The sequence below is a fragment of the Empedobacter sp. UBA5987 genome, assembly GCF_002429865.1.
Classification (GTDB): Bacteria; Bacteroidota; Bacteroidia; order Flavobacteriales; family Weeksellaceae; genus Empedobacter; species Empedobacter falsenii_B.
The window spans coordinates 1-24,195 of the sequence record NZ_DJBB01000047.1 but is presented as its reverse complement, the minus strand read 5'-3'; the positions used below and the strand labels follow the sequence as shown (position 1 = coordinate 24,195).

Genomic DNA, 24,195 nt, shown 5'->3' with positions numbered 1-24,195 from the left:
GTTTTAAGAGGTTGTTAATTTATTAACAACCTCTTTTTATAAATCTAAACTTAATTGATCTGGTAATAACTTAAATGTCATCCTATGATAAGGAGTAGCTCCAAATTCTTTTATTGCTAATCGATGAGCTTTTGTCGGGTAACCTTTGTTTTTTTTCCAATCGTACATTGGAAATTCTTCGTGGATTTTTTCCATATATTCATCACGATACGTTTTTGCTAAAATAGATGCTGCCGCAATATTCATATATTTTGAATCACCTTTTATAATACATTCGTGTGGGACATCATGGTATTTATTAAAACGATTTCCATCAACAACAATCAAATCTTTCGGACAATCTAATTGATCAATAGCTCGATGCATAGCCAAAAAACTAGCGTTTAAGATATTTATTTCGTCAATTTCATTCGGCCAAACAATTCCAATTGCCCAATATTTAGCATTTTCTTCTATAAATGTTCTCAACGAATTTCTTTTCTTTTCAGATAATTGTTTTGAATCATTAATAATATCATTTTCAAAATCTCTTCCTAAAATAACTGCTGCTGCTACAACAGGACCGCTCAAACAACCCCTTCCTGCTTCATCACAACCTATTTCATATTCGTGATTTGATAAAACTTTATACAATTTTTTATTTTTTTAACAAAGTTATCAAAATTTAGCATAAAAAAGTTTTGTAAATGTTAGAGAAATCTTAACTTTATGAAAGTTTTAAAAATGTTTTAACAGATGAGGAGAAATTTAAAAAACTTGTTTGTATTAGGAGGTCTTCTTTTAGGAACTTCTTTATATGCGCAAGAAAAGACTGTTACAGGAACTGTAACAGACTCTGATGGACTTCCAGTAGCTGATGCTGTTGTAAAAACAACATCAGGAAAAGAAGCTTACACTGACGAAAATGGGGTGTTTAGTATTGAAGCTAAACAAGGAGATTTAGTAACAGTAGAAGCAATGGGATTACCAACTCAAACTTTTTCAGTTGGTGCTGGTTCAGAATATAAAGTAACTCTTAAAGCTTCTGATACAGTAGAGTTAGAAGGGGCTGTAGTAACCGCATTAGGTATTACACGTGAAAAAAAATCATTAGGATATGCTTCACAAGAAGTTAAAGGAGATGTGATTTCTGCTGCAAGAGGGAGCAACCCTTTAAATTCCTTATCAGGAAATGTTGCAGGTTTGTCAATCTCTAACAACTCTGGTAACTTAGGAGGGTCTACTCGTATTGTTCTTAGAGGATTACGTTCTATTACTGGAGAGAATAGACCATTGATAGTTATCGATGGTATACCAATGAGTAACAACAACGTTAATGGTTCTGGTGCTTCAAGTGGTAGAGGAGGTCGCGATTATGGAGATGGGGCTTTTGATATGAACCCTGATGATGTTGAATCAATCAACGTATTGAAAGGTGGTCCAGCATCTGCTTTATATGGGTCTCGTGGTGCTAATGGTGTAATTATGATTACGACTAAAAAAGGTAAAAAAGGTCGTGATGAAATAACTATTAACACGGGGGTTTCATTTGATCAAGTAGCAATTAGTCCTAAGCTTCAAAAATCTTATGGAGGTGGATCTAAGGATACGTTTAGTACAATTACAGTAGATGGAAAACAATACAATATTGTAGAGTATCAAATGGATGAATCTTGGGGACCAAAATACAATGGTCAAATGGTATTACATTGGAATGCCTTTAACCCAGAAGATCCAACAAATTATATGGTTGCCAGAGAATGGAAATCACCGAAACATGATGTAGATTCTTTCTATAATACAGGAATTACATATACTAATTCGGCAGCATTCTCTAAATCTTATGAGAATACAAATGCTAAATTGGCAATATCAAATGTAAATCAATCAGGTATTATTCCTAATTCATCATTAAAAAGAACAACTCTTAATTTAGGAATTGATAACAAATTTAATGATAAATTCCAAGTTTCTGGAGATATGAATTATGTAAGAACTGATGGATTTAATCGTCCAGAGTTTGGTTATGGAGATAATTCTGTTATTCAAAAATTCTATCAATGGGGACAGCGTTCATTAGATTTTGCAGCACTTAAAAACTATAAAAATAGTAAAGGGGAGCAATTGTCTTGGAATAGAACTGCATGGAATAATCCTACACCGTTATATTCTGATAACCCATATTGGATTATTAATGAAAATACTTCTGATGATAGACGTGATCGTTTTTATGGGAACGTAAAATTGAGATACGATATCTTACCAGGCTTATATGCGACAGGTGCTATTTATGGAGATCATTATAACTTACAAATTCAAGAAAGAGTTGCAATTGGATCTCAAGCTACTTCAGGATATACTTTATATACTCGCCAATTCACGGAAATGAACTATGAAGGGCGTTTGAATTATGAAAAGAAATGGACTGACTTTAGTGTTAATGCTTTTGCAGGGGTTAATAGACGTCATGAGACAAGATCTAATGTAAATGCAGCTACTTCAGGAGGATTAGTTGTTCCAAATTTATATTCGTTGTCTAACTCAATGGCATCACCAACTGTATCTAATTATAGATCTAAGAAAAGAGTAAATTCTGTATTTGCAGGTGCTTCTTTTGGATTCTATGATATATTCTATTTAGATGTAACAGCTCGTAATGACTGGTCATCTACTTTACCAGAAGAAAATAACTCTTATTTTTATCCTTCAGTATCTGGAGCGTTTGTTTTCTCAAACTTGATTAAACAAGATTGGTTAACATTTGGTAAAATTCGTGGAGGTTGGTCTCGTGTAGCAAATGATACAGATCCTTTCAATTTAATTGATACATATGCTAATTCTACGTTTACAGGAACTACAAATTTAGGAGATCCTTATTATTTATTACCATTAGCTAAAGCAAATAAAAATTTGAAACCTGAGATGGTAGATTCTTGGGAGGTTGGTTTAGAAATGCAATTCTTTAAAAATCGTTTCGGATTTGATGTTACTTATTATCAACAAAAAACAAACGACTTAATTGTACAAAATACAACTCCTGCTGAAACTGGGTTTACTGCTAAATGGTATAATGCTGGGGTAATGGAAAATAAAGGTATTGAAGCAATGGTGAAAATTACACCAATTCAAACTGAAGAATTTTCTTGGGATTTTGCATGGAACTTTGCAAAAAATGATAACAAAATTGTAGAATTATACGGAGACTTACAATCTATTACATTAGCTCAAGCACCATTTAAGGCTGGGGTTTATGCAATGTTAGGTTCTAAATATGGTCAAATCCGTGGAACTGACTTTATTTATGATGATCAAGGTAATAAAGTAGTTGGGTCTAACGGTTTGTACTTATCTTCTGGCGTTAAGAATTTAGGTTCTGTTTTACCTGATTATAACATGGGATTCCGTAACACATTTACTTACAAAGGTGTTTCTTTATCTGCGTTAGTAGATGTTCAAAAAGGAGGTAAATACTTTGCTTTAACAAATATGTGGGGTATGTACTCTGGTATGTTAGAAGAAACGGCAGCAAATGGAGTACGTGAAAACGGGGTAGTTTCTCAAGGTGTTACAGGTTCAGTAAAATCTAATGGAGATGGAACTTATACAGTGACAAATACAGCAGAAAATACAAAAGTTGTTGATGCATCTTCATATTATGGAAATTATAATTCAGGACCAACATCTCAAAACGTATTTGATTCTGATTACATCAAATTACGTGAAGTAACTTTATCGTATACTTTCCCTAAAAAATGGGCTGGGCCATTTTCTAATGTAGTTGTATCTGCATTTGGAAGAAACTTAGCTACATGGGGGTTAGATAATAAGAATTTTGATCCAGAAATTGCTACAGGAGGTTCAGGAAATGTACAAGGATTAGAAGGAGGGTCTTTACCTTCAACAAGATCTTTTGGTATGAACCTTAAATTACAATTTTAATTTATAAAAAGAGTTATGAAAAAGAATATCGGAAAATATTTATTAATGGCTACTTTATTAGGTTCTACTACAATGTTCACTTCTTGTGATAACGGATTAGCAGAGCTTAATGAAAATCCGAATAGCCCAGAAATTGTACCTACATATACTATTTTTAATGGAGCTACAAGATACTTAATGGCAACATCAAGAGATGGTTGGTGGTCTGCACGTATGTCAATGCCTTGGATGCAGTATACAGCACAAATTAACTATACTGAAGAAGATAAGTATCAATATCGTGATACTCAAACATCAGGAGGTTGGAATGCTTTATATAGATCTGCATCTAACTTTAAAGATATTATTGATAAATGTACAAATCCAGCGACTGCAGCTCAAATGGGACAGTATGGTGATTTAGATAATCAAATTGCTATCTCAAGAATAATGTTAGCATATACATTTGATCAATTAGTGTCAAGTTTTGGTGATGTACCATATTGGTCTCACGGGAATAAAAATGCAGATTTCCAAGCTTTACAAATTGATGATTACGCAGCACCTAAATATGTTTCTCAGCAAGTTATTTATGAAGACTTGTTAAAAGAATTAAAAGAGGCATCAGAGCAATTGGATGTTACTGGTTCTGGTTTTTCTAGTGGGGATAATATCTATGGAGGAGATGTTGCTAAATGGAAAAAATTTGCAAACTCTTTACGTTTAAGAATTGCTAATCGTGTAAAAGCTAAATTGCCTTCAGCAAATGCTCATATTACAGATGCAATTGCAAAAGGAGTATTTACATCAAATGATGATAATGCAGCTCAAAACTTTGGTAGTTCTGCTGCAGAAGGATCTCCATTTTGGGCAACTTTCTTTACAGGAAGTATGCGTACAGATTTTGCGACGAATAAACAGTTTATTAACTTGTTAAAAGGTCAATCAACAAAAAACTTTGGAGTGGATCCTCGTTTACAAGCTTATGCAGCTCCAACAGGTCTTAAAAAATCACAAGTATATCCAGCTTCTTATCAAGATTCTGATGATTTAACGAAATATCAAGGGATGCCTTATGGTTTACCAAGTGCTATGTTGTCATCTAATAATGATACTTCAACACTATCATTTGCATCAAAATACATAATGACTCCAACTTATGGTGAAGTCTTAATGGAGTATGCTGAAGTTGAGTTTATCTTATCAGAAATTAATGGATGGGATGCAACTCATTATAAAACAGGAGTACAAGCTTCTATGGATAAATGGGGTGTAGATGCATCAAAAGCAGCAGCATATGTGTCTGCGTTACCAGTAGCTAACCAAGAGAATGTTATTACTCAGAAGTATTTAGCATTATATATGCAAGGTGCTGAAGCGTGGAATGAATACCGAAGAACTGGTTTTCCAAATGGAGGGATCTTGTTGTTACCTGGGCAAAGTGCTAAAGATAACAATGGAGCAACTTATACATTTACACCTTTAATGTCTGGAAATGTTGTAGCAAAAGACTTACCAGCACGCGTACGTTATCCAATAACACAACCATCGTTAAATGGAGCTAATTATAAAGAAGCTTCATCTCGATTAAGTAATGGTGATGAAATTGATTCTAAATTATTTTTTGCTAAATAATAGTATCACATTTTTCTTAATACTTTACAGCTACTTCTACTGAAGTAGCTGTTTTTTTATGAAAAAAAATCGTAATTTCACTAGAAGATAATGTTTATGAAAGGTATAAGGTTTGTTTTTTTTATAAGTTGTTTTAATATACTATGTACTGTTTTAGGTCAATCGACTATAAGAAAGGTAGAAATTAATAAATGTTTAGGTTATAATTTTAATAATGATTTAATCATAGAAACACCTACAGATCTAGATGAAATTCAAGCGGAATTTTATAGACAAAACCCAACTTTAGATCCTACAAAATATACACACAACGGGAGTGTTTATAAAAATTCTAATTTTACAATAGAATATCCTAGAGTGAAAAGGATTTTTACAATAGATGATGGAGATAAAGAAAGGAAGATATTTTATTTTAAATTTATAGAGAATACGTTACATAATCCGATAGAGACTTTTCCAGTTCAAGTCATTTACAATAGGAATAGAACCCCACCTGGATTAAACGGCGAATCTATTTTTGGTTGTATAGAAGCAAATTATGAAAAGTATGATTTAACCAAAATTTCTTTAATTGAAGCATTTATAAATGTACCTACAGATGAACGAATTTTAGTATTTAGTCTTTATAAAACTCAACTGGATATGAATTTGGATCAGAATATAATTCCAGAATCTGAGTGGAGGAATTATATCGTTAATCCAGATTATGAGCATAAAATTTATTTAAAAATATCGTTTAGTGACGCTTCAAAGAAGTGTGTATCGTATTCAATAATAAATTTAAAATTAAAAGATTATTCCACTCAAATGGATAAAACTGAATTTGAGTTTTGTGGAACTCCTTTTGTGGTTAATGGTCCAGATAATCAATCTAATTACGAATGGTATTTTAATGGAGATTTAAAATCAACTAAAAAAGAAGTGAAAGTTGATGCCTTGGGAGAGTGGATTGTCTATTTTGATAATGATTTGGGTTGTAAATCAAGTCTCAAAATTAATGTGATTCCGGAGAAAGAAAGATCGCGTATAGAAAAAGTAACTGCAACTTCTAATAGTATTACGATAATTCCTTTTCCAAATGCTAATATTGATAGTTATTCTTTAGATGGCATTACTTTTCAGAATAGTGGTACATTTTTCAATCAAACAGCAGATTTAATTAGTATTTGGTATAAAACTAAATTAGGTTGTGTTTTTGGACCTACACCTTTTGATATTGCAAACGGCTTCAATTTTTTATCACCAAATGGTGATGGAATTAATGACACTTGGAGTTTGAGAAATAAAGATTTTTATAAAAATGCTAAAATTCAGATTTTTGATAGATATGGTAAAATAGTTGCGAATGGAATCGTAAATGATATTTTGCCTTGGAACGGTAAACATAATAATTTTGTATTGCCAACAGGGACTTATTGGTTTATAATAAAAGATGATAAAGAGACACTTAAAACAGGATATATCGTTTTAAAAACAAAATAGTAAGCCAATTAGCTTGCTATTTTGTTTAATATATTGATAATTCTTAATTCGAATAATTAGGAGCCTCTTTTGTAATGACAACATCATGTGGGTGAGATTCGTGTAAACCAGCACCTGTAATTTTAACGAATTTACCGTTTTCAATTAAATCTTGAATTGTTGGAGTTCCGCAATATCCCATTCCAGCACGTAATCCACCACATAATTGGTAAACAACTTCTGCAATAGAACCTTTGTGAGGAACACGACCTTCGATTCCTTCTGGAACTAATTTTTTCGCATCAGCTTGGAAATAACGATCTTTAGAACCGCGTTTCATTGCAGCTAAAGAACCCATTCCTTGATATGCTTTGAATTTACGACCTTGGAAAATAATTTCTTCTCCTGGCGCTTCATCTGTTCCAGCAAATAAACTTCCTAACATCACCAAGTTTGCACCAGCAGCAACTGCTTTTACAATATCACCTGATAATTTGATTCCACCATCTCCAATAATCGAAACGTTTCTTGTTTTAGCATAAGAATGTACATCATGAATAGCAGAAAGCTGAGGTACACCAACACCAGCTACAACACGAGTTGTACAGATAGACCCTGGTCCAACACCAACTTTTAAAGCATTTGCTCCAGCATCAATCAAAGCTTTTGCAGCTTCTGCAGTTACAATATTTCCTCCAACAATATCTAATTCTGGGAAAGCATTTCTAACTTCAGCAACTTTACTAATAACTCCAGCTGAATGTCCGTGAGCTGAATCTAACGCTACGATATCAACACCTTTGTTTACTAAAGCTTGAACACGTTCTAATGTATCAGCACCAACTCCAACACCTGCTCCAACACGTAAGCGACCTTTTGTATCTTTACATGCGTTAGGGAATTCTGTTAAGTTGTCAATATCTTTAATGGTGATTAATCCAATTAATTTATTGTTTTCGTCAACAATTGGTAATTTTTCGATACGGTAACGAGAAAGAATTTCTTTTGCTTTCTTAAGGTCAGTATCAATATCAGAAGTTACAATATTTTCTTTTGTCATCACATCTTCTACTAATTGATCGAAGTTTTCTTGGTAACGAATATCACGATTTGTAATAATTCCAACCAATGTTCTATCTTCCTCAACAACTGGTAAACCAGAGATTTTGTATTTCTCCATTAAGTTTACGGCGTCTTGCAGTTTGTGATGACGAGATAAAGTAATTGGATCAGAAATCATTCCGTTTTCCGAACGTTTTACCATATCAATTTCATTCGCTTGTTCTTCGATTGACATATTTTTGTGAACGAAAGATAAACCTCCTTCACGCGCTAATGCAATCGCTAATCTTGCTTCGGATACAGTATCCATCGCAGCAGAAACTATCGGAATGTTAAGGGTGATATTGTCTGTGAATCTTGTTTGTAGAGATACTTGGTTCGGTAATATCTCTGAGTAGGCAGGCACTAATAACACATCGTCAAAAGTGAAGCCCGTTTGTAGAATTTTGTCTGTTAAAGGCATTGCTTTTTGCATTGCAAATTTAGATGAAAAAAGTTTAGAATCAAAACTATTTGAGAAAATGTATCTTTATTTTGAAGGATTTGATGTTTTGCTAATATGTAAATGAATCGATTAGAAACTTTAAAATTAATTTAAAAATATGCGATAAATCTATATTGTTTAGATGAGATTCTAATCAGAATTTAATCATTTCAATCCTAAGCTATATCAATTTTTTATCTTATTTTCGCAAGATAGTTTATTAAAACAAAATGGATATAAATTTCAAAAAGTGGAACAACATCTTGGGTGTTGCGATGTTCTTGATAGCGACAATATTGTATTTGGCGTCGATGGAGCGTTACCTGAGTTTGTGGGATTGTGGTGAGTACATTGTATCATCAGCAAAATTGGGAGTTACGCATGCGCCAGGAGCAGCTTTGTTCCAAATAATGGGAGCAGTTTGGTCTGGTTTAGCTTTTGGTGACGGAAGCAAATATGCCATATTAATCAACAGTACATCTGCCTTATATAGCGCAGGAACAATTATGTTTTTGTTTTGGACAATTACATATTTTGCTCGAAAAATGTTTGCAAAAACACAAGATCCTATGAATGTCGATGCGATTGAACTAAATGCTTCTCAAAAAATTATAACATTAGGAAGTGGATTAGTTGGAGCTGCAATTTTTATGTTTAGCGACACATTCTGGTTTTCTGCGGTAGAAGGAGAAGTTTATGCAATGGCATCTTTCTTCACAGCGTTATTATTTTGGCTGATTACAAGATGGGATCAAGTCGCTGATACACCTAGAGGAAACAAATGGTTGGTAATTATTTCGTTGGTGATTGGTTTATCGGTTGGTGTTCACTTAATGGCAATGTTAGCAATTCCAGCAGTTTGTTTTGTATACTATGCTCGAAAATATAGATTTACAATCAAAAGTTTCTTAATCGCAAATGTTATTACATTGATTATTTTAGCTTTTGTATTCAAAATAATATTCCCAGTTGTAATGACATTCTTTGGTAGAACAGAGATTTATGTAGTCAATAATTTGGGGATGCCTTTCAATTCTGGGACAATTATCGCCGCTATTATTTTAATCGCAGTTTTCTATTTTGCAATTAAATTAACGCAGAAATATGGTTCAGCTTTATTGAATACAATTTCGTGGTGTGTGATTTTTATGTTGATAGGTTTCTCATGTTGGTTAGTTATTCCGATTCGTGCCAATGCAAATCCTCATATGAATTTGAATGATCCTGATACAGCTTTGGGTGTTTTAGATTATTTTAATCGTGAACAATATGGTTCTTGGCCTGTGATGTACGGACCAGTTTTTACGGCTCATATTGCAAGTGACGGAATCAAGCGTGATACTAACGGAGCACCAGAAAGTACAGTTCGTAGTTCTGAATATATTAAAGATAAACGTACAGGAAAATATTTGAAAGTTTCAGATCGTTTAGATTATACATACGAAGATAAATATGTAAAGTTTTTCCCTAAAATGTTCAGTCCAGACCCAGGTGTGATGGAGAATTATGCGGCAGTTTATGCTTTTCCAAAATTCTCTTTGAATGCACAATATGCTGGTGATAAAGAAGCGCAACAAATGTACGCGCAATTGGTTGAGAAACGTCAAAACAGACAATTAAAAGTTGCAGAACTTAAGAAATATGGTGAGATTTTAGATATCGAACCACCTACATTTGGTGAACAATTTAATTACTTTATTGATTACCAAATCAACTATATGTTTATTCGTTACTTTATGTGGAATTTCTCTGGTCGTCAAAATGATTTAGAAGGTAATTTCGAGATTACAAAAGGTAACTGGATTTCAGGAATTCCATTTATTGATAATCCACGTTTAGGTGATCAATCAAAATTACCAGATGAATATAGAAATGATGGAACGAATGTATATTTCATGTTACCATTATTCTTAGGTTTAATCGGATTATTTACACAATTAAACAGAAATTTTGTCAACTGGTGGTCATTGTTGTCATTGTTTATTTTAACAAGTGTCGGAATCATCTTTTACACATCTGTAAAACCTTTCGAGCCTCGTGAACGTGATTATGCATTGGTAAGTTGTTTTTATGCATTTGCGATTTGGGCAGGATTGGGTGTACAAGGAGTTTATTTATTACTTCAGAAATTGATGAAGCAAGAATTGAAACCATCTTTAGCAATTGGAACGACAGTTATTTTAGCTGGTATTCCAATTTTAATGGGAGCTCAAAACTGGGATGATCACGATCGTTCAGAGCGTTCTGTAGCTTATTCTTTAGCTTACAATTATCTGAATCCGCTCGATAAAAACGCTATTCTTTTTGTCTATGGAGACAATGATACTTATCCACTTTGGGGATTACAAGAAACCGAAAATTTCCGTGATGATGTAAAAATTGCGAATTTAACGTTGGCTGCTTCTCCATGGAATTTAGAACAATTGTTACGTAGAACGTACAATGCAGCGCCTCTTCCAAGTGATTTGAAACCGAAAGATTATCAATCTGGAACTAACGATCAAATTTTTGTTGTTGGAGGTTCTATAAAAAATATTTTTGATCAAATAAATGGTTTCATCAAACCAGGATCTAATCAAACATTAGAAACGTTAAGTCAAATGCCAATCGAGCAAGTTGGTCAATATTTATCTGATCCTGAAATTGATCCAAACCAAGTGATGTCAGTTTATAAAAGTTTAAAACCTTTGCAAAAATATATCACAACAGATAGTATGACTGCTAAAGAAGCGATGGATTTTATTTTAGATAATAAATCACCAGAGAAACAAGCTTTAGCAGATTATTTTGGTTATCCAATTGGTGGAGCAAATTATTTACCTGTTTCTAAAATTGTTGTTCCTGTAAATAAAGCAAATGCGCTAAAATATGGAATTGTAAGTGCAAAAGATGCAGATAAAATGGTTGATTCAATCACAATTAATATCAAAGCGTCAAGTTTATTCAAAAACAATTTGTTGTTGTTGTCAATGATGGCAAAATACAATTGGGATCGTCCTATTTACTTTAGTGGAGGAGGAATTTCTGATCCAGAAAATACATTCTACATGAATGATTATTTATTGAATGCTGGAATGAGTTATAAATTAGTTCCGATTTATACGCCTTTTGGTAAAGGAGGAATTATTGGTGCTTCTGATAATGACATGTTATTAAGAACATTCAATTCATACAAATGGTCTGGATATAATAATCCTGATGCGTCATTTAGTTTGACAGAGCGTAACTATACATCTTCTTATAGAAATACTGCAGTTCGTTTGGCGGATGATTTATTGAATGCTGGACGCAAAAAAGAAGCGATTGCAGTTTTAGATAAAGTGATGTTAGAAATTCCAGCTTTGGCGAAATATGATATTGGTTATGGAGTAAGTAGAATTGCTGGAATTTATTTGAAAGCTGGTGAGGATAAAAAAGCGCAAGAATTGTTTGCACACGTTCGTAAAGAAGCGAATGCAAAAATTGCTTTCTTCGAATCGTTGCCTTCAGGGAAAGGATATTCAATTGGTTCTGATTTAGCCGCGGCTAAAAATGATTTGATGATGTCAATCTACAATGAAGCTTCCGCTTTAGGAGAAAGAGGTGACAAAGAAAAAGCATTGAAAGTTTTCGAATCTGCTTATAATCCTGTTTTAAAGAAATTCGAAACCTTATATAAAGAAGTTGTTGCGGATGGAAAAGTTGATGCATCTGATCAAGCAAAAATCATGAATCAGTTTAATTATTTAGACGAAATGATTGGTGTAGCAGCAGAAATTGATACCAATTATGCGAAACAACAACAGAATATTTTATACAAAATGGTCGGACAATAAGTCAAATCAATAAAAACAGAAAAGCTCCAAAATTATTTTGGAGCTTTTTTTGTATAATAAAGTTTTGAATATTAAGTAATTGTTAATTTTAGTATGTTTTATCATTATTGATTTTTAGAGTTTGGCACACAAATTGAAATTATACAAATAAGTTTAACAAAATTGTAAATATTTTAAAACATTATAAAAATGAAAAAAGTATTATTAACAGCTGCTTTAGCAGTAGCAGGTATGGTAGGAGTTTCAGCACAAACGTCAGGAGTAGAAGGTACAGTACACGTGGGTATTCCAGTAGGTAATGCATCAGATGTTTCTTCTTTTAACCTTGGAGTAGACTTAGCTTACTTACATCCTATTGCAAATAATTTCAAATTAGGAGCGAAAGTCGGGTATGACCATTTTATTGCTAAAAGTGATTTTAAAGATTTAGGAGGAGAAGATTTTGGGTTTATTCCATTAGCAGCAACTGCAAAATACGAATTCAGTAACAATTTATTTATTGGTGGAGATTTAGGTTATGCAATTGCTACGAAAAGTGATATGGACGGAGGTTTATTCTGGCAACCAAAATTTGGTTATTCAGGAGCTAACTTTGATGTATATGCTGGATATAAAGGAATTGCTACAAGTAATAACTATGGATTTGATAAAAAGTTTAATGCAGATGCAGTTTCTTTAGGATTTGCTTATAAATTCTAATAACAATAACAACTTATAATTGATACAAGCTACATCGAAAGATGTAGCTTTTTCATTTTAATTCAATTCTTTAAATGTTAAATATTTGAATTAAAACCATTGTTAATCATTGTTTTAAGATTGTTAAAGTATGGTTTTAACATTATTTGGCACAGCACTTGAAATTATGAATGCATCATAATTAGAACTATAAAATTTAAAAAGATGAAAAAATTATTTTTTATTGCTGCTGCAATGTTAGGAGTTGTTAGTTTGAGCGCACAAGAAAAAACAACATCTGCACAATTTGGTATTAAATCAAGTGCAAATATGTCTTCATTTAACGGAAAAGACGTGAACAATAATGATTATAAGGTTGGTTTTGGAGCTGGTTTGTATGGACATTTTCCAATTACAGAACAGTTTGCAGTTCAGCCAGAGGTAAATTTTACAAGAATGGGAGGAAAGTACAAAGATGAAGTAATGGAAGTAGGAAATACAACTGTAAAAAGTAAAAACAAAACGACTTTAGATTATATTCAAGTTCCAATCATGTTCAAATACTATCCTGCTGCATCTCGTTTTAATATAGAGGCTGGTCCACAATTTGGATTTAATCTGTATGCGAGCAACAAACAATCTACAAGTACATATGCGAATAATACCGTTTACACAACAGAACAAAAGTTTGATGTAAAAGATGATGTAAAAAACTTTGACTTTGGTGTTAACTTCGGTTTGGGATATAATGTAACAGACAATATCAATGTTGGAGCGAGATACTATATGGGATTAACTAAAATAGGAGATAATAAAAACAACAACAATGTAGAAGTTGGAGATGTAAAAAATCATTCGTTTTCTGTAGGAGTTGGATATTCGTTCTAATCGAGAATATTTAAGTTTAAATAAAAAGGATTCTGAAAAACTCAGAATCCTTTTTATGTTTTTATAAAATTTAGCATTAATCTTTCAACGCAATTTTTTTGATGGAATGTGTCAAAATTATTCTATTAATCATGAATAAAATGATCACGATAATTAATCCAAAACCGATGACTTCCCAAACGTGAGAACTTTCTGTTGCCATAAATTTTCCGACTTTTTCTTTGATGATATTCAAGATGAAATAAACCAATGGAATCGAAATAAGATAACTGATCAACATAAATATAATCGAAAATTTCAGATACGGACGAGCTAGTTGATTGATGTTGTAACCAATCAAAAATAAATCTTTCGTTTTTTGTTTATTCTTTTCAATCATTAATTGAAAATTAATAATCATCAACCAAATTGCTGCAAAAACAATGATTAAACCAATAAATAAAACCAACGAAAAAGCTAATTTTAGATAATATGTCAATTCATTATTTTTCAATTCATCTTTGTTGATATCATAATTTTGTTGCTCAAAATAAGTCGAAGCATTTTCATCTCCTCGAGATTTTGTTTCAACAACAATTCGTGAAGGTTCTGTATTTTTTTGAGGCGCATACGTTTGATTTGCCCACTCCAAAAAGTTTTCGGGAACTAAAATGGTATTAATTTTAGTCGTAAAATCGACAATTCTTGCTTGATATACTTTCTGATTTTCTCCTTTTCCTAAAATCAATTGAAAAGGAATTTTAGTAAATAATCCTTCCGAAACTTGTGGTAAACCTTGACTTGTTGCAAAACCAAAATTGTATAAATTCAAATAACTTTTCGGAATAATAATCGGAATAAAATCTTGTCCTTCTTTCCATTTCCAATCAGATTCTTTTACATCAATAAAGTCTTCTGGAACAGATTCAAAAAATAAATCAGTCGAAAAACCACGAATTCCAGCAACTCCACCAACTTGTAATTTCACAGGAAATTGACTGCTTTTGAATGTTCCGACTTTTGCTACAAAATTTTGCGATTTCAAATCGTTAATTTCATTTTCACTAAAACTTGGTTTTTCTCCAGTCAACGTTTGTAAAGACGATATTTTTTTGTTTAAGACCACATAATTTGCTTTCCAAACTGAACTATCTTCTCCAAAATTTTTGGCATAATCCAAATAAATTGTTCCAGCCAAAATCAAGATGAAAAATCCGATAATAGAGAAAAAACAAAAGGTTGTAATTCGCAAGAAACTTAGGTTTTTACGAACCAATTTTTCAATTAAATTTTTAGAGTTGAATGACATTTGAAAGGCGTTTATCGTGAATTTCGTGTAAGCTTGTAAAGATGATTCCAGCGTTATTTTTTGCAGCTTCTTTGGTAACTAAATCAGTCAAAAGTTGTTGATTCACTTCATCTAAATGACTAAAAGGTTCGTCCAAAAGTAGAAAATCAAATGGTTGACAAAGTGCGCGAATCACAGCAATTCGTTGACGTTGACCATAAGAAAGATGAATCGCTTTTTGATGTAAATGACTTTTTAAACCAACTTTTTCAATCCATTCAATAATTTGATTTTCGGATTGATGATGTGTTAATACATTTTTTAATTGGATATTTTCCATCAAAGTTAATTCTTCAAACAAATGCAAACCTTGAAAAACATACGCAATTTTTTCGCGTCTAATTTTTGTCCAATCATTCAAAGAATAATTCTTAATATTTTGTCCATCAAACAAAACTTCTCCGTCATAATCTTTTCTATCACCGTACAAAATATTAATCAACGTCGATTTTCCAACACCAGAATGTGCAACGATTTGATAAATATTTCCGCTTGAAAAAGTGTATGTATTTTTCCAAATTTCAGATTGTTCGAACCCAAATTCTTTCAAAGGATGCGGAACAAGTTGACTGATTTTAATTTCCATTTTGTTGTGCAGCTTGATTGAAAAATAGTGAATAAGCTTGGTCCAAAAGTAAGAAAATCACTTCCAAACTATTTTTATCCGTCTTTTTCATATGTATTTTTCCTGTTTTTGTGTATTCATTCGAAACGCGGTAATCGATGTGATCAAAATAAGATAAAACCGTTTGCATTTCTTTCGTGTTTCCGAACGGAATTTGTTGATAAATATATTTTTGAACTTCTTTTGGATATTGATCAAAATTTAGATTCACGTAACCAAACATTGGATTTGAAGCGTTTGTAGCGTATCCTGTTGTGACAAAATTTGAAGAACTTACCATTTTGTTCAAATATTGATTCATAATCGATTGATTATTTGTGATGTACATCAAATTGTTTTTGTATGTCATATAAATCTTCATATTTGTCGAAATTGGTAACATGTAATAAGGTCCAATTTTCTGAATATTTTCTTGATGAGATTTAATAAATTCGTTGAAGAAAAGATCGTTTTTCATTTTTCCTCCCAAAACAAATTGAGGATAAACAACTTGCTTGATAAAAGCTTCTTTCTTCCCAAAAAAGTCATTTGGATTAAATGCTTTTCCGATCTCAAAATCATATACACTAAACAAAGCTTCGCCTTCAAAACTTTGTTCTAATTTGTTCAAATCAATTTCATATTGTTCTAAAAAAGTAGTTAAGAAATTTTGATTTTCGAACACATAACGCGTGTTGGCAGGATAAATTCCAAGTCCAATGTTCATGTAACTTTGCGCAGGAAAATACTTGAAAAAATCAGTATTGATTTTTGATTTCCACATCGGATGTTTTTGTAATTTAACTTTTGTAATCGCATCTGGATGAAATTTCTGTGTAAAACTAATTCCGTCCGAAGTAAATGAAATAAAATTGACCCAAGAACTTTTTGTGAAATCAAGGTTTTTCTTTTCAGAACTTTCATGTTTCGAGAAGTTTTTCAAGAAATTTCCAGTGTACCAAATGTTGATATCCTGCGAGTTTTTAACAAAATCTCCAAAGCTGTTATTTTCTTTCGCAAGTGAATGTTTGTCGTTGATAATTTTCGCGAAATAATCTTGAATCGCTTTTTCTCCAACACCAAATTCAGAAACAATCAATAAAAATTGAGATTTGTTCCAAGCCATAAACGGTTTATTGAATCCAGAAATTGTTGTAAAACCATCTTTCTTTTCAAACGAAATATCTTTTTTGTATAAACCTTTGTAAATGGTTGATAAATGTTTTTCAAATTGATCTTTGTCACGCATATTTGTAATCAACGCAACCATATTTTTTTCATTAATTTTTTGTCCAAAAATGTAAATAGGGCTGATAATATCTATGCCTGCTGAAGTCGGATTGTTTTTGATATCATTTAATAATTGATCAAAAGTTGGATCTTGATTTTTAAGTTCGCCTTCGGCTAATTGATAAATTTTATATTGTTCTAATTTCTGAAAATTACCTTTTTCTGCAATTGATTTTGGATTTATCAACGCAACAAATTCTACATCTGTAGGAATCAAAACCGTATAATCTTCGTTTTTGGAACAACTTGCAAAAAGCAAAATTAGAAATAGAATTGAGTAATATTTGAAGCCTTTTTTCATCGAAAAAATATCTTTAAAAATTGTTGTTAATTATTTGTTTAATCCTGAATTAAATCTGAAATCATCTGATTTTTATTCAAGAATTGTTAAATCTATAATATTGGTATAAATTTAAGCAATTATTAATATGATTTTCGTTTCTATAACAATAAAAATATGTAAAAATTTCTTATATTCGCACTCCTTGATTTAGAAGAAATAAGAAAGAATTCGATGGCAAAAAAGTTTAGAGAATATAAGCACTTAGACTTGGTACAAGTCTCAAAAGAAACGTTAGAAGAATGGAAACAAAATAATGTTTTCGAAAAAAGTATTTCTACGCGTGATGGAAATCCATCTTTTGTGTTCTATGAAGGTCCTCCTTCTGCAAACGGAAAGCCAGGGATTCACCACGTTTTAGCACGTTCTATCAAAGATATATTTTGTCGTTACCAAACCTTGAAAGGAAAACAAGTTTTTCGTAAAGCGGGTTGGGATACGCATGGTTTACCAGTAGAATTGGGAACTGAGAAAGAATTAGGAATTACCAAAGAAGATATTGGAACTAAAATTTCAATTGAAGAATATAACGAAGCGTGTAAACGTACAGTAATGCGTTACACAGATTTGTGGAATGATTTGACTGAAAAAATGGGTTATTGGGTGGATATGGAAGATCCATATATCACGTATAAACCAAAATATATGGAGTCTGTTTGGTGGTTGTTGAAACAAATTTATAACAAAGATTTGTTGTACAAAGGTTATACAATTCAACCATATTCTCCGAAAGCTGGTACAGGTTTATCTTCACACGAGTTAAATCAACCAGGAACTTATCAAGATGTTACAGATACAACGATTGTTGCTCAATTTAAAGTAAAGAAAGATTCGACAGATTTATTTAATGATTTTGATGGAGATGTGTATTTCTTAGCTTGGACAACAACACCTTGGACGTTGCCATCAAATACAGCGTTAACAGTTGGTCCAACTATCGATTATGTTGTAGTTGAAACATTCAATCAATATACATTCGAGCCAATTCGCGTAATTTTAGGAAAACCATTGGTTTCTAAGCAATTTGGAAAACCATATTTCTTAGCAGAAACAGAAGAAGATTTCAAAGTTTATGCGGCAGGAAATAAGACAATTCCTTACAAAATTGTTGGAGAATACAAAGGTGCTGATTTAGTTGGAACTCGTTATGAGCAATTATTACCTTGGGCGTTGCCTTACGAAAATGCAGAGAATGCTTTCCAAGTAATTCCTGGAGACTTCGTAACAACAGAAGATGGTACAGGTATCGTACACACTGCGCCTACTTTTGGTGCTGATGATGCGCGCGTTGCAAAAGATGCTGGTGTTCCTCCAATGTTGGTATTAGATACGCATGGAAATCCTGTTCCTTTGGTCGATTTACAAGGTCGTTTTGTGGCTGATTTACCAGAAGGTTACGGAGGTAAATATGTGAAAAATGAATATTACGATGATGGAACTGCTCCTGAAAAATCGGTTGATGTCGAAATCGCGATTTTATTGAAAGAGCAAAACAAAGCTTTCAAAGTAGAGAAATATAAACACAGTTATCCACATTGTTGGAGAACAGACAAACCGATTTTATATTATCCATTAGATTCTTGGTTTATCAAGGTAACGGATGTAAAAGACCGTATGGTTGAATTGAATAAAGAAATCAATTGGAAACCAAAAGCGACTGGTGAAGGACGTTTCGGAAATTGGTTAGAAAATGCGAACGACTGGAACTTATCTCGTTCTCGTTATTGGGGAATTCCATTGCCAATTTGGAGAACAGAAGAAGGTGACGAAGTAACTGTAATTGGTTCTGTTGAAGAATTAGTTGCTGAAATTGAAAAATCAATTGCGGCAGGCGTAATGACTTCTAATCCTTTCCAAAATTTCGAAGTTGGAAATATGACAGAAGAAAATTATGATTTGATCGACTTACACAAAAATGTAGTAGATGAAATTACATTAGTTTCTGCATCTGGAAAACCGATGAAACGCGAAGCGGATTTGATTGACGTTTGGTTTGATTCTGGAGCAATGCCTTATGCGCAAGTTCACTATCCATTCGAAAATAAAGAATTGATTGATAATGGAACAATGTATCCAGCTGATTTTATTGCAGAAGGTGTCGATCAAACACGTGGTTGGTTCTATACATTACACGCAATTGGAACATTAGTTTTTGATTCGAAAGCATATAAAAATGTAATGTCAAACGGATTGGTATTAGACAAAAATGGTCAAAAAATGTCAAAACGTTTGGGGAATGCTGTCGATCCATTCGATACATTGGCAACTTATGGTCCTGATGCAACACGTTGGTACATGATTGCGAATGCGCAACCTTGGGAAAACTTAAAATTTGATATTGCTGGAGTGGACGAAGTTCGTCGTAAATTCTTCGGAACATTATATAATACCTATTCATTCTTCGCATTATACGCGAATGTGGACGGATTTACATTTGAAGAAGAAGAAATTCCTGTAAATGAAAGAGCTGAATTAGATCAATGGATTATTTCTGAATTGAATACATTAACGAAAAAAGTTGATGCCTTTTTAACAGATTATGAACCAACAAAAGCGGCTCGTGCTATTCAAGAATTTGTGATAGATAATTTATCAAACTGGCACGTTCGTCTATCAAGAAGACGTTTCTGGAGAGGTGATTATTCGAAAGATAAAATTGCAGCTTACCAAACATTGTACAAAGTTTTAGAAACTGTTTCTATTTTAGGTTCGCCAATCGCACCATTCTTCATGGATCGTTTGTACAAAGATTTGAATGCAGCTACAGGTAAAAATCCTGCAGAATCTGTGCATTTAGCAGATTTCCCCGTTGCAGACGAATCATTGATTAAAACCGAATTAGAAGAACAAACGCATTTAGCACAAACGGCGACAAGTATGATTTTATCACTTCGTAAATTGAGTGATAACAAAGTACGTCAACCATTACAAAAAGTAATGATTCCTGTATTGAATGATACGATGAAAGCTAATTTGGAAGCTGTATCAGAATTATTGAAACAAGAAGTTAACGTTAAAGAAATTCAACTTTTAACAAACGAAGAAGCATCAAGTCTTTTAGTGAAATCTATTAAACCTAATTTCAAGACTTTAGGTCCGAAATATGGAAAAGAAATGAAGGCTATTTCGGCTGCTACAGCAGAATTGACGAATGAAGAAATTGTTAAATTAGAGCAATCAGGTAAAATAGATTTGTTAATTGACAACAAAACATTAACTTTAGATTTAGAAGATTTTGAAATCGCTACAAAAGACATCCCAGGATGGACTGTAGCTTCTAATTCTACATTGACTGTAGCACTTGATTTACAATTGACTGAAGAGTTAATTAATGAAGGTGTTGCACGTGAATTGGTAAATAGAATTCAGAATCTACGTAAAGAAACCGGACTAGAAGTAACCGACAAAATTATACTTAACTTAAAAAATGATGAATCAATCGTAAATGCAGTCGAGCAAAACAAAGATTACATTTGTTCTGAGACATTAGCCGAAGATCTTGTTTTACAGGATCAAGTTGCAAATGGGGCAGAGGTTGAAATTAATGGATTGATGACGCAAATTGCGATTACAAAACTGTAAGCGTATGGCAACAACAGATGAAAAAGTAAGGTACTCTGATGCAGAGTTGGAAGAATTTAGAGCAATAATTCAAGACAAATTAGATCAAGCGATAAAAGATTACGAATTATTGAAAGAAGCTTACACGAACGATAGTAACAATGGTACTGACGATACGTCTCCAACGTTCAAGGCGTTTGAAGAAGGTTCTGAAACCATGTCGAAAGAACAAAATGCACAATTAGCAGCACGACAAGATAAATTTATCCGTGATTTGAAAAATGCATTGTTACGTATTTCGAACAAAACATACGGTATTTGCCGTGTAACAGGAAAATTAATTAATAAAGATCGTTTGAAATTAGTTCCGCATGCAACATTAAGCATCGAAGCTAAAAATATGCAACGTTAATCAAGTATTTTGAAAAAAGTAGTACTCATTACCATTTTGGTTTTAATCATTGACCAAATTTCAAAATTTTACGTAAAAACACACTTTTTTTTAGGTGAAGACGTAGATGTTTTGGGTTGGTTTAAAATAGCATTTGTAGAAAATCCTGGAATGGCATATGGAATGCATTTCGGAGGAGAAACAGGAAAAATAGTTTTATCACTTTTACGAATAGCTTTAATCGGAATGATTATCTACTATATTAATGCATGGTCGAAAAAACTAAATAATAACTTCTTTATCATTCCGATTGCGCTTGTTTTGGCAGGTGCAATAGGGAATGTATTGGACGGAATTTTTTATGGAGTTATTTTCGATAAAGGAACTACTTACAATGAAATGTTTCAGGATTGGGTAGGATATCAAGGTGTTGCACAAGCAAACTTTGCTGGTTATTCTGGTTGGTTTACAGGCTGTGTCGTAGATATGCTTTATTTCCCAATTGTGGAGTTCGATTGGCCTTCTTGGATTCCAATTATAGGCGGACAACATTATAAGTTCTTTCAGCCTGTATTTAATATCGCAGATTCGGCTATTTTTATTGGAGGACTTACTTTGTTCCTTTTCCGTAAAAAAGCCTTTACAACCGAAAATGGTGTAAGATTAAGATTTTAAAAAGATAATCCCTTAGTTCTAAAACTGAGGGATTTTTTATTATATTTATTTGAACAAGAATTGTTTTTTTATGAATAGTTGGTTTAATCTTTTAACTAAAAGTTGTGACAAGAATGATTTGTCTAAATATGTCACGATTTATCATATTAAAAGTTGTTCTTATGATAAGAGTTTTACAGGTAAAAGTATTTCTTTAGACGATATAATTTCAATTTTTAATAAAGGTTCTATAGATATACAAAATGATACTTTGGAAATATATATTGCAATAAAGGAAGATGATATAAGTGATTTAATCGTAATATATAATCCTTTCGAATTATTTGAGAATTCCTATATCTACAAAACAATTCCTAATATTAATGAAGAACTGAAGAATCAGTTTATTACTAATTCAGAACAGATTAAATAATAAAATTAAACTTTTTCCTTATCGAGATCCCAGTTTATTTAAAAAATATCCTTTTCAAGGTTTGAAACCTTGAAAAGGATAACTTCTACTATAATTACAAACAACCTTGTTCATTGAAAAATTATTCAAAATAAAACTCCTTTCAAGAAATTGAAAGGAGTTCTTTGTTGTGGTCCCTAATGAGTTTGAATTACTACTTCTATGTTTTAAATTATCTGCATAATTTTTTTTTTAATCGAATTTATTCTGAAATCCTAATTTTTTAAATGTTTAAATGAAGTAAAATAAATTACGTTATCTTATATTAGCTAATGAATTTTAGATGATTACGTTTTTTTTGTAATCAAATCTGATGATTTTCTATAAACTTTTTTATTCAATTAGTTTAAGCAGAATTAATCATTCAATACATATAAAAAATTCATATAAAATGATTTTATGATGAAATTATTATTTTTATTATCGGTATTTACACCGACTTTTCTTTTAGCTCAACTTCCGGATATGATTAGTAAGTCTAAGATTATTGTGAATAAAAAAATCGAAGCTAACAAGGTACAGGTCTTTTTAATTTATATTAATGATTATTCAACTTCTTCATGCGTGCTTTCTGAAGAAGAAGAACTTCGTCGAAATTTTGATTCATCTGATTTTACAATTTCCAATATTTGTGTGAACAGTGATTTAGAATTTCCTAAAGAAACAATTAAGTTGAGATCTCAAAAACAAGGAATTATTTTTTGGAGTGGAAATGTGAATGAAAAACCGATTGTAAAAGAGGGAAATCTTCAAAATGCGACTGAATTTGTTGCAAAACAATTAGGGGTACAAAAAGAATCTACGTATGTTTCAAATACAAAAAAATGGAAAGCAGAAATAGATGAGCTTACCAAAACCAACATTCCTACAAAAGTTTCTAAAGAAGTAAATGGGGCTATCATAAATACTTTGGTCTATGATAATCTTAGGGCTGATAAAACAATTTCTTTAAATAGGATATTTTCAGAAGCAGATTTTTCTAAGTTGAAAACTATAGAAATGACTTTTTTAGATAATGAAAATCAAAAAATAAATTTAAATAAAATTACTTTTGACGAAAAAGGATTTCCTACAATGATTAAAAAACGTAATTCGGATGATCTCATTATTTTAACATTTGATAATCAATTACTAAAATCTACTTTAGAAAATGAGCAGTTGACTATCTATACTCACAAAGAGAATCAAGTAATGGGGTTGATTCAACAAAAAGATTTCAAAAAACTATTAGTTTACCGTCTAGAAAATCAAAATTTGTTAGAAGACGTTTATTGGATTAATACTGATCTTGATAAAGAAAAAAATAATTATTATGATCAAAAAAAGATGGTAAATAATTGTATTGTTAGTTATAGCAAAGATTATACAAGTAGTGAATGTGAAACCGCTCCAGGTATATTTCCTTATGAGAGTAATAAGGAGATACAGTCAAGTAATAGTACATTGAAATTAAACATAAAAATTGAAGATATTGGTAATGGAGTATTAGAGGTATTTAAATCAATTGCTAATAAAGATTTCGAAAAAGTAGGGGAGATTCAATTAAATGAGAGAAAATTAATAAAAAGTTATACAATACTTTCTAATGGAAAATCAGTAAAAGTAGATTATAATGGATCAGTATCAAAAGTTGGGG

General features: G+C 31.9%; 16 protein-coding genes. 11 read left to right on the top strand and 5 right to left on the bottom strand.

Going from position 1 to position 24,195, the window contains the following annotated elements:
• Positions 1–36: 36 nt before the first annotated feature.
• On the bottom strand, positions 37–633 hold the full coding sequence (locus tag B3J26_RS06995) for a ribonuclease HII (RefSeq protein WP_038331892.1): 597 nt from the start codon (positions 631–633) through the stop codon (positions 37–39).
• Between the two features lie 102 nt (positions 634–735).
• Between B3J26_RS06995 and B3J26_RS06990 the strand changes: the two genes are divergently transcribed.
• From B3J26_RS06990 to B3J26_RS06980, 3 genes are all read left to right on the top strand, one after another.
• Positions 736–3,918 carry a SusC/RagA family TonB-linked outer membrane protein gene (locus B3J26_RS06990; RefSeq protein WP_291073951.1) on the top strand — a complete coding sequence of 1,061 codons (3,183 nt, stop codon included), beginning with the start codon at positions 736–738 and terminating at the stop codon, positions 3,916–3,918.
• Positions 3,919–3,933: 15 nt separating this feature from the next.
• Positions 3,934–5,532, top strand: coding sequence for a SusD/RagB family nutrient-binding outer membrane lipoprotein (locus B3J26_RS06985; RefSeq protein WP_291073949.1), 1,599 nt, complete (start codon positions 3,934–3,936; stop codon positions 5,530–5,532).
• A gap of 96 nt (positions 5,533–5,628) precedes the next feature.
• Complete coding sequence (locus tag B3J26_RS06980) at positions 5,629–7,014, top strand: T9SS type B sorting domain-containing protein (protein WP_291073947.1); 1,386 nt, start codon at positions 5,629–5,631, stop codon at positions 7,012–7,014.
• 43 nt (positions 7,015–7,057) lie between these two features.
• Here the strand turns inward: B3J26_RS06980 and guaB are convergent, their stop codons facing one another.
• Complete coding sequence (guaB, locus tag B3J26_RS06975; protein WP_286474114.1) at positions 7,058–8,518, bottom strand: IMP dehydrogenase; 1,461 nt, start codon at positions 8,516–8,518, stop codon at positions 7,058–7,060.
• Positions 8,519–8,769: 251 nt separating this feature from the next.
• Here guaB and B3J26_RS06970 point away from each other — a divergent pair, with 251 nt between their 5' ends.
• The 3 genes from B3J26_RS06970 (at position 8,770) to B3J26_RS06960 (ending at position 13,920) form a co-directional block, all read left to right on the top strand.
• The gene (locus B3J26_RS06970) at positions 8,770–12,354 is read left to right on the top strand and encodes a DUF2723 domain-containing protein (RefSeq protein ID WP_291073945.1); all 3,585 of its coding nucleotides are present in this window, start codon (positions 8,770–8,772) and stop codon (positions 12,352–12,354) included.
• A 189-nt stretch (positions 12,355–12,543) separates the two neighbouring features.
• Positions 12,544–13,053, top strand: a complete 510-nt coding sequence (locus tag B3J26_RS06965) for a hypothetical protein (RefSeq protein WP_180905034.1) — start codon at positions 12,544–12,546, stop codon at positions 13,051–13,053.
• Between the two features lie 204 nt (positions 13,054–13,257).
• Positions 13,258–13,920, top strand: coding sequence for a porin family protein (locus B3J26_RS06960; protein ID WP_291073943.1), 663 nt, complete (start codon positions 13,258–13,260; stop codon positions 13,918–13,920).
• 76 nt (positions 13,921–13,996) lie between these two features.
• On the opposite strand, the gene B3J26_RS06955 is transcribed toward B3J26_RS06960, so the two are convergent.
• Genes B3J26_RS06955 through B3J26_RS06945 form a run of 3 tightly spaced genes read right to left on the bottom strand, consistent with a single transcriptional unit; the run spans position 13,997 to position 17,442 of the window.
• On the bottom strand, positions 13,997–15,208 hold the full coding sequence (locus B3J26_RS06955) for an FtsX-like permease family protein (protein ID WP_291073941.1): 1,212 nt from the start codon (positions 15,206–15,208) through the stop codon (positions 13,997–13,999).
• The gene (locus B3J26_RS06950) at positions 15,192–15,833 is read right to left on the bottom strand and encodes an ATP-binding cassette domain-containing protein (RefSeq protein WP_291047101.1); all 642 of its coding nucleotides are present in this window, start codon (positions 15,831–15,833) and stop codon (positions 15,192–15,194) included. Before B3J26_RS06950 ends, B3J26_RS06955 begins: the two co-directional genes overlap by 17 nt.
• Positions 15,823–17,442: a DUF4836 family protein gene (locus tag B3J26_RS06945; protein ID WP_291073939.1), complete on the bottom strand. Its 1,620-nt coding sequence runs from the start codon at positions 17,440–17,442 to the stop codon at positions 15,823–15,825. Before B3J26_RS06945 ends, B3J26_RS06950 begins: the two co-directional genes overlap by 11 nt.
• A 213-nt stretch (positions 17,443–17,655) precedes the next feature.
• Between B3J26_RS06945 and ileS the strand changes: the two genes are divergently transcribed.
• The 5 genes from ileS to B3J26_RS06920 form a co-directional block, all read left to right on the top strand.
• On the top strand, positions 17,656–21,063 hold the full coding sequence (gene ileS, locus B3J26_RS06940; RefSeq protein WP_291073937.1) for an isoleucine--tRNA ligase: 3,408 nt from the start codon (positions 17,656–17,658) through the stop codon (positions 21,061–21,063).
• A gap of 4 nt (positions 21,064–21,067) precedes the next feature.
• Positions 21,068–21,454, top strand: a complete 387-nt coding sequence (locus tag B3J26_RS06935; RefSeq protein ID WP_038331914.1) for a TraR/DksA family transcriptional regulator — start codon at positions 21,068–21,070, stop codon at positions 21,452–21,454.
• 9 nt (positions 21,455–21,463) lie between these two features.
• Positions 21,464–22,108 carry a lipoprotein signal peptidase gene (locus B3J26_RS06930; protein WP_038331916.1) on the top strand — a complete coding sequence of 215 codons (645 nt, stop codon included), beginning with the start codon at positions 21,464–21,466 and terminating at the stop codon, positions 22,106–22,108.
• Between the two features lie 70 nt (positions 22,109–22,178).
• Positions 22,179–22,520, top strand: coding sequence for a hypothetical protein (locus tag B3J26_RS06925; RefSeq protein ID WP_280063321.1), 342 nt, complete (start codon positions 22,179–22,181; stop codon positions 22,518–22,520).
• Positions 22,521–22,958: 438 nt separating this feature from the next.
• Positions 22,959–24,195: hypothetical protein (locus tag B3J26_RS06920; RefSeq protein ID WP_291073934.1), on the top strand; the 1,237-nt coding region annotated here is incomplete at its 3' end.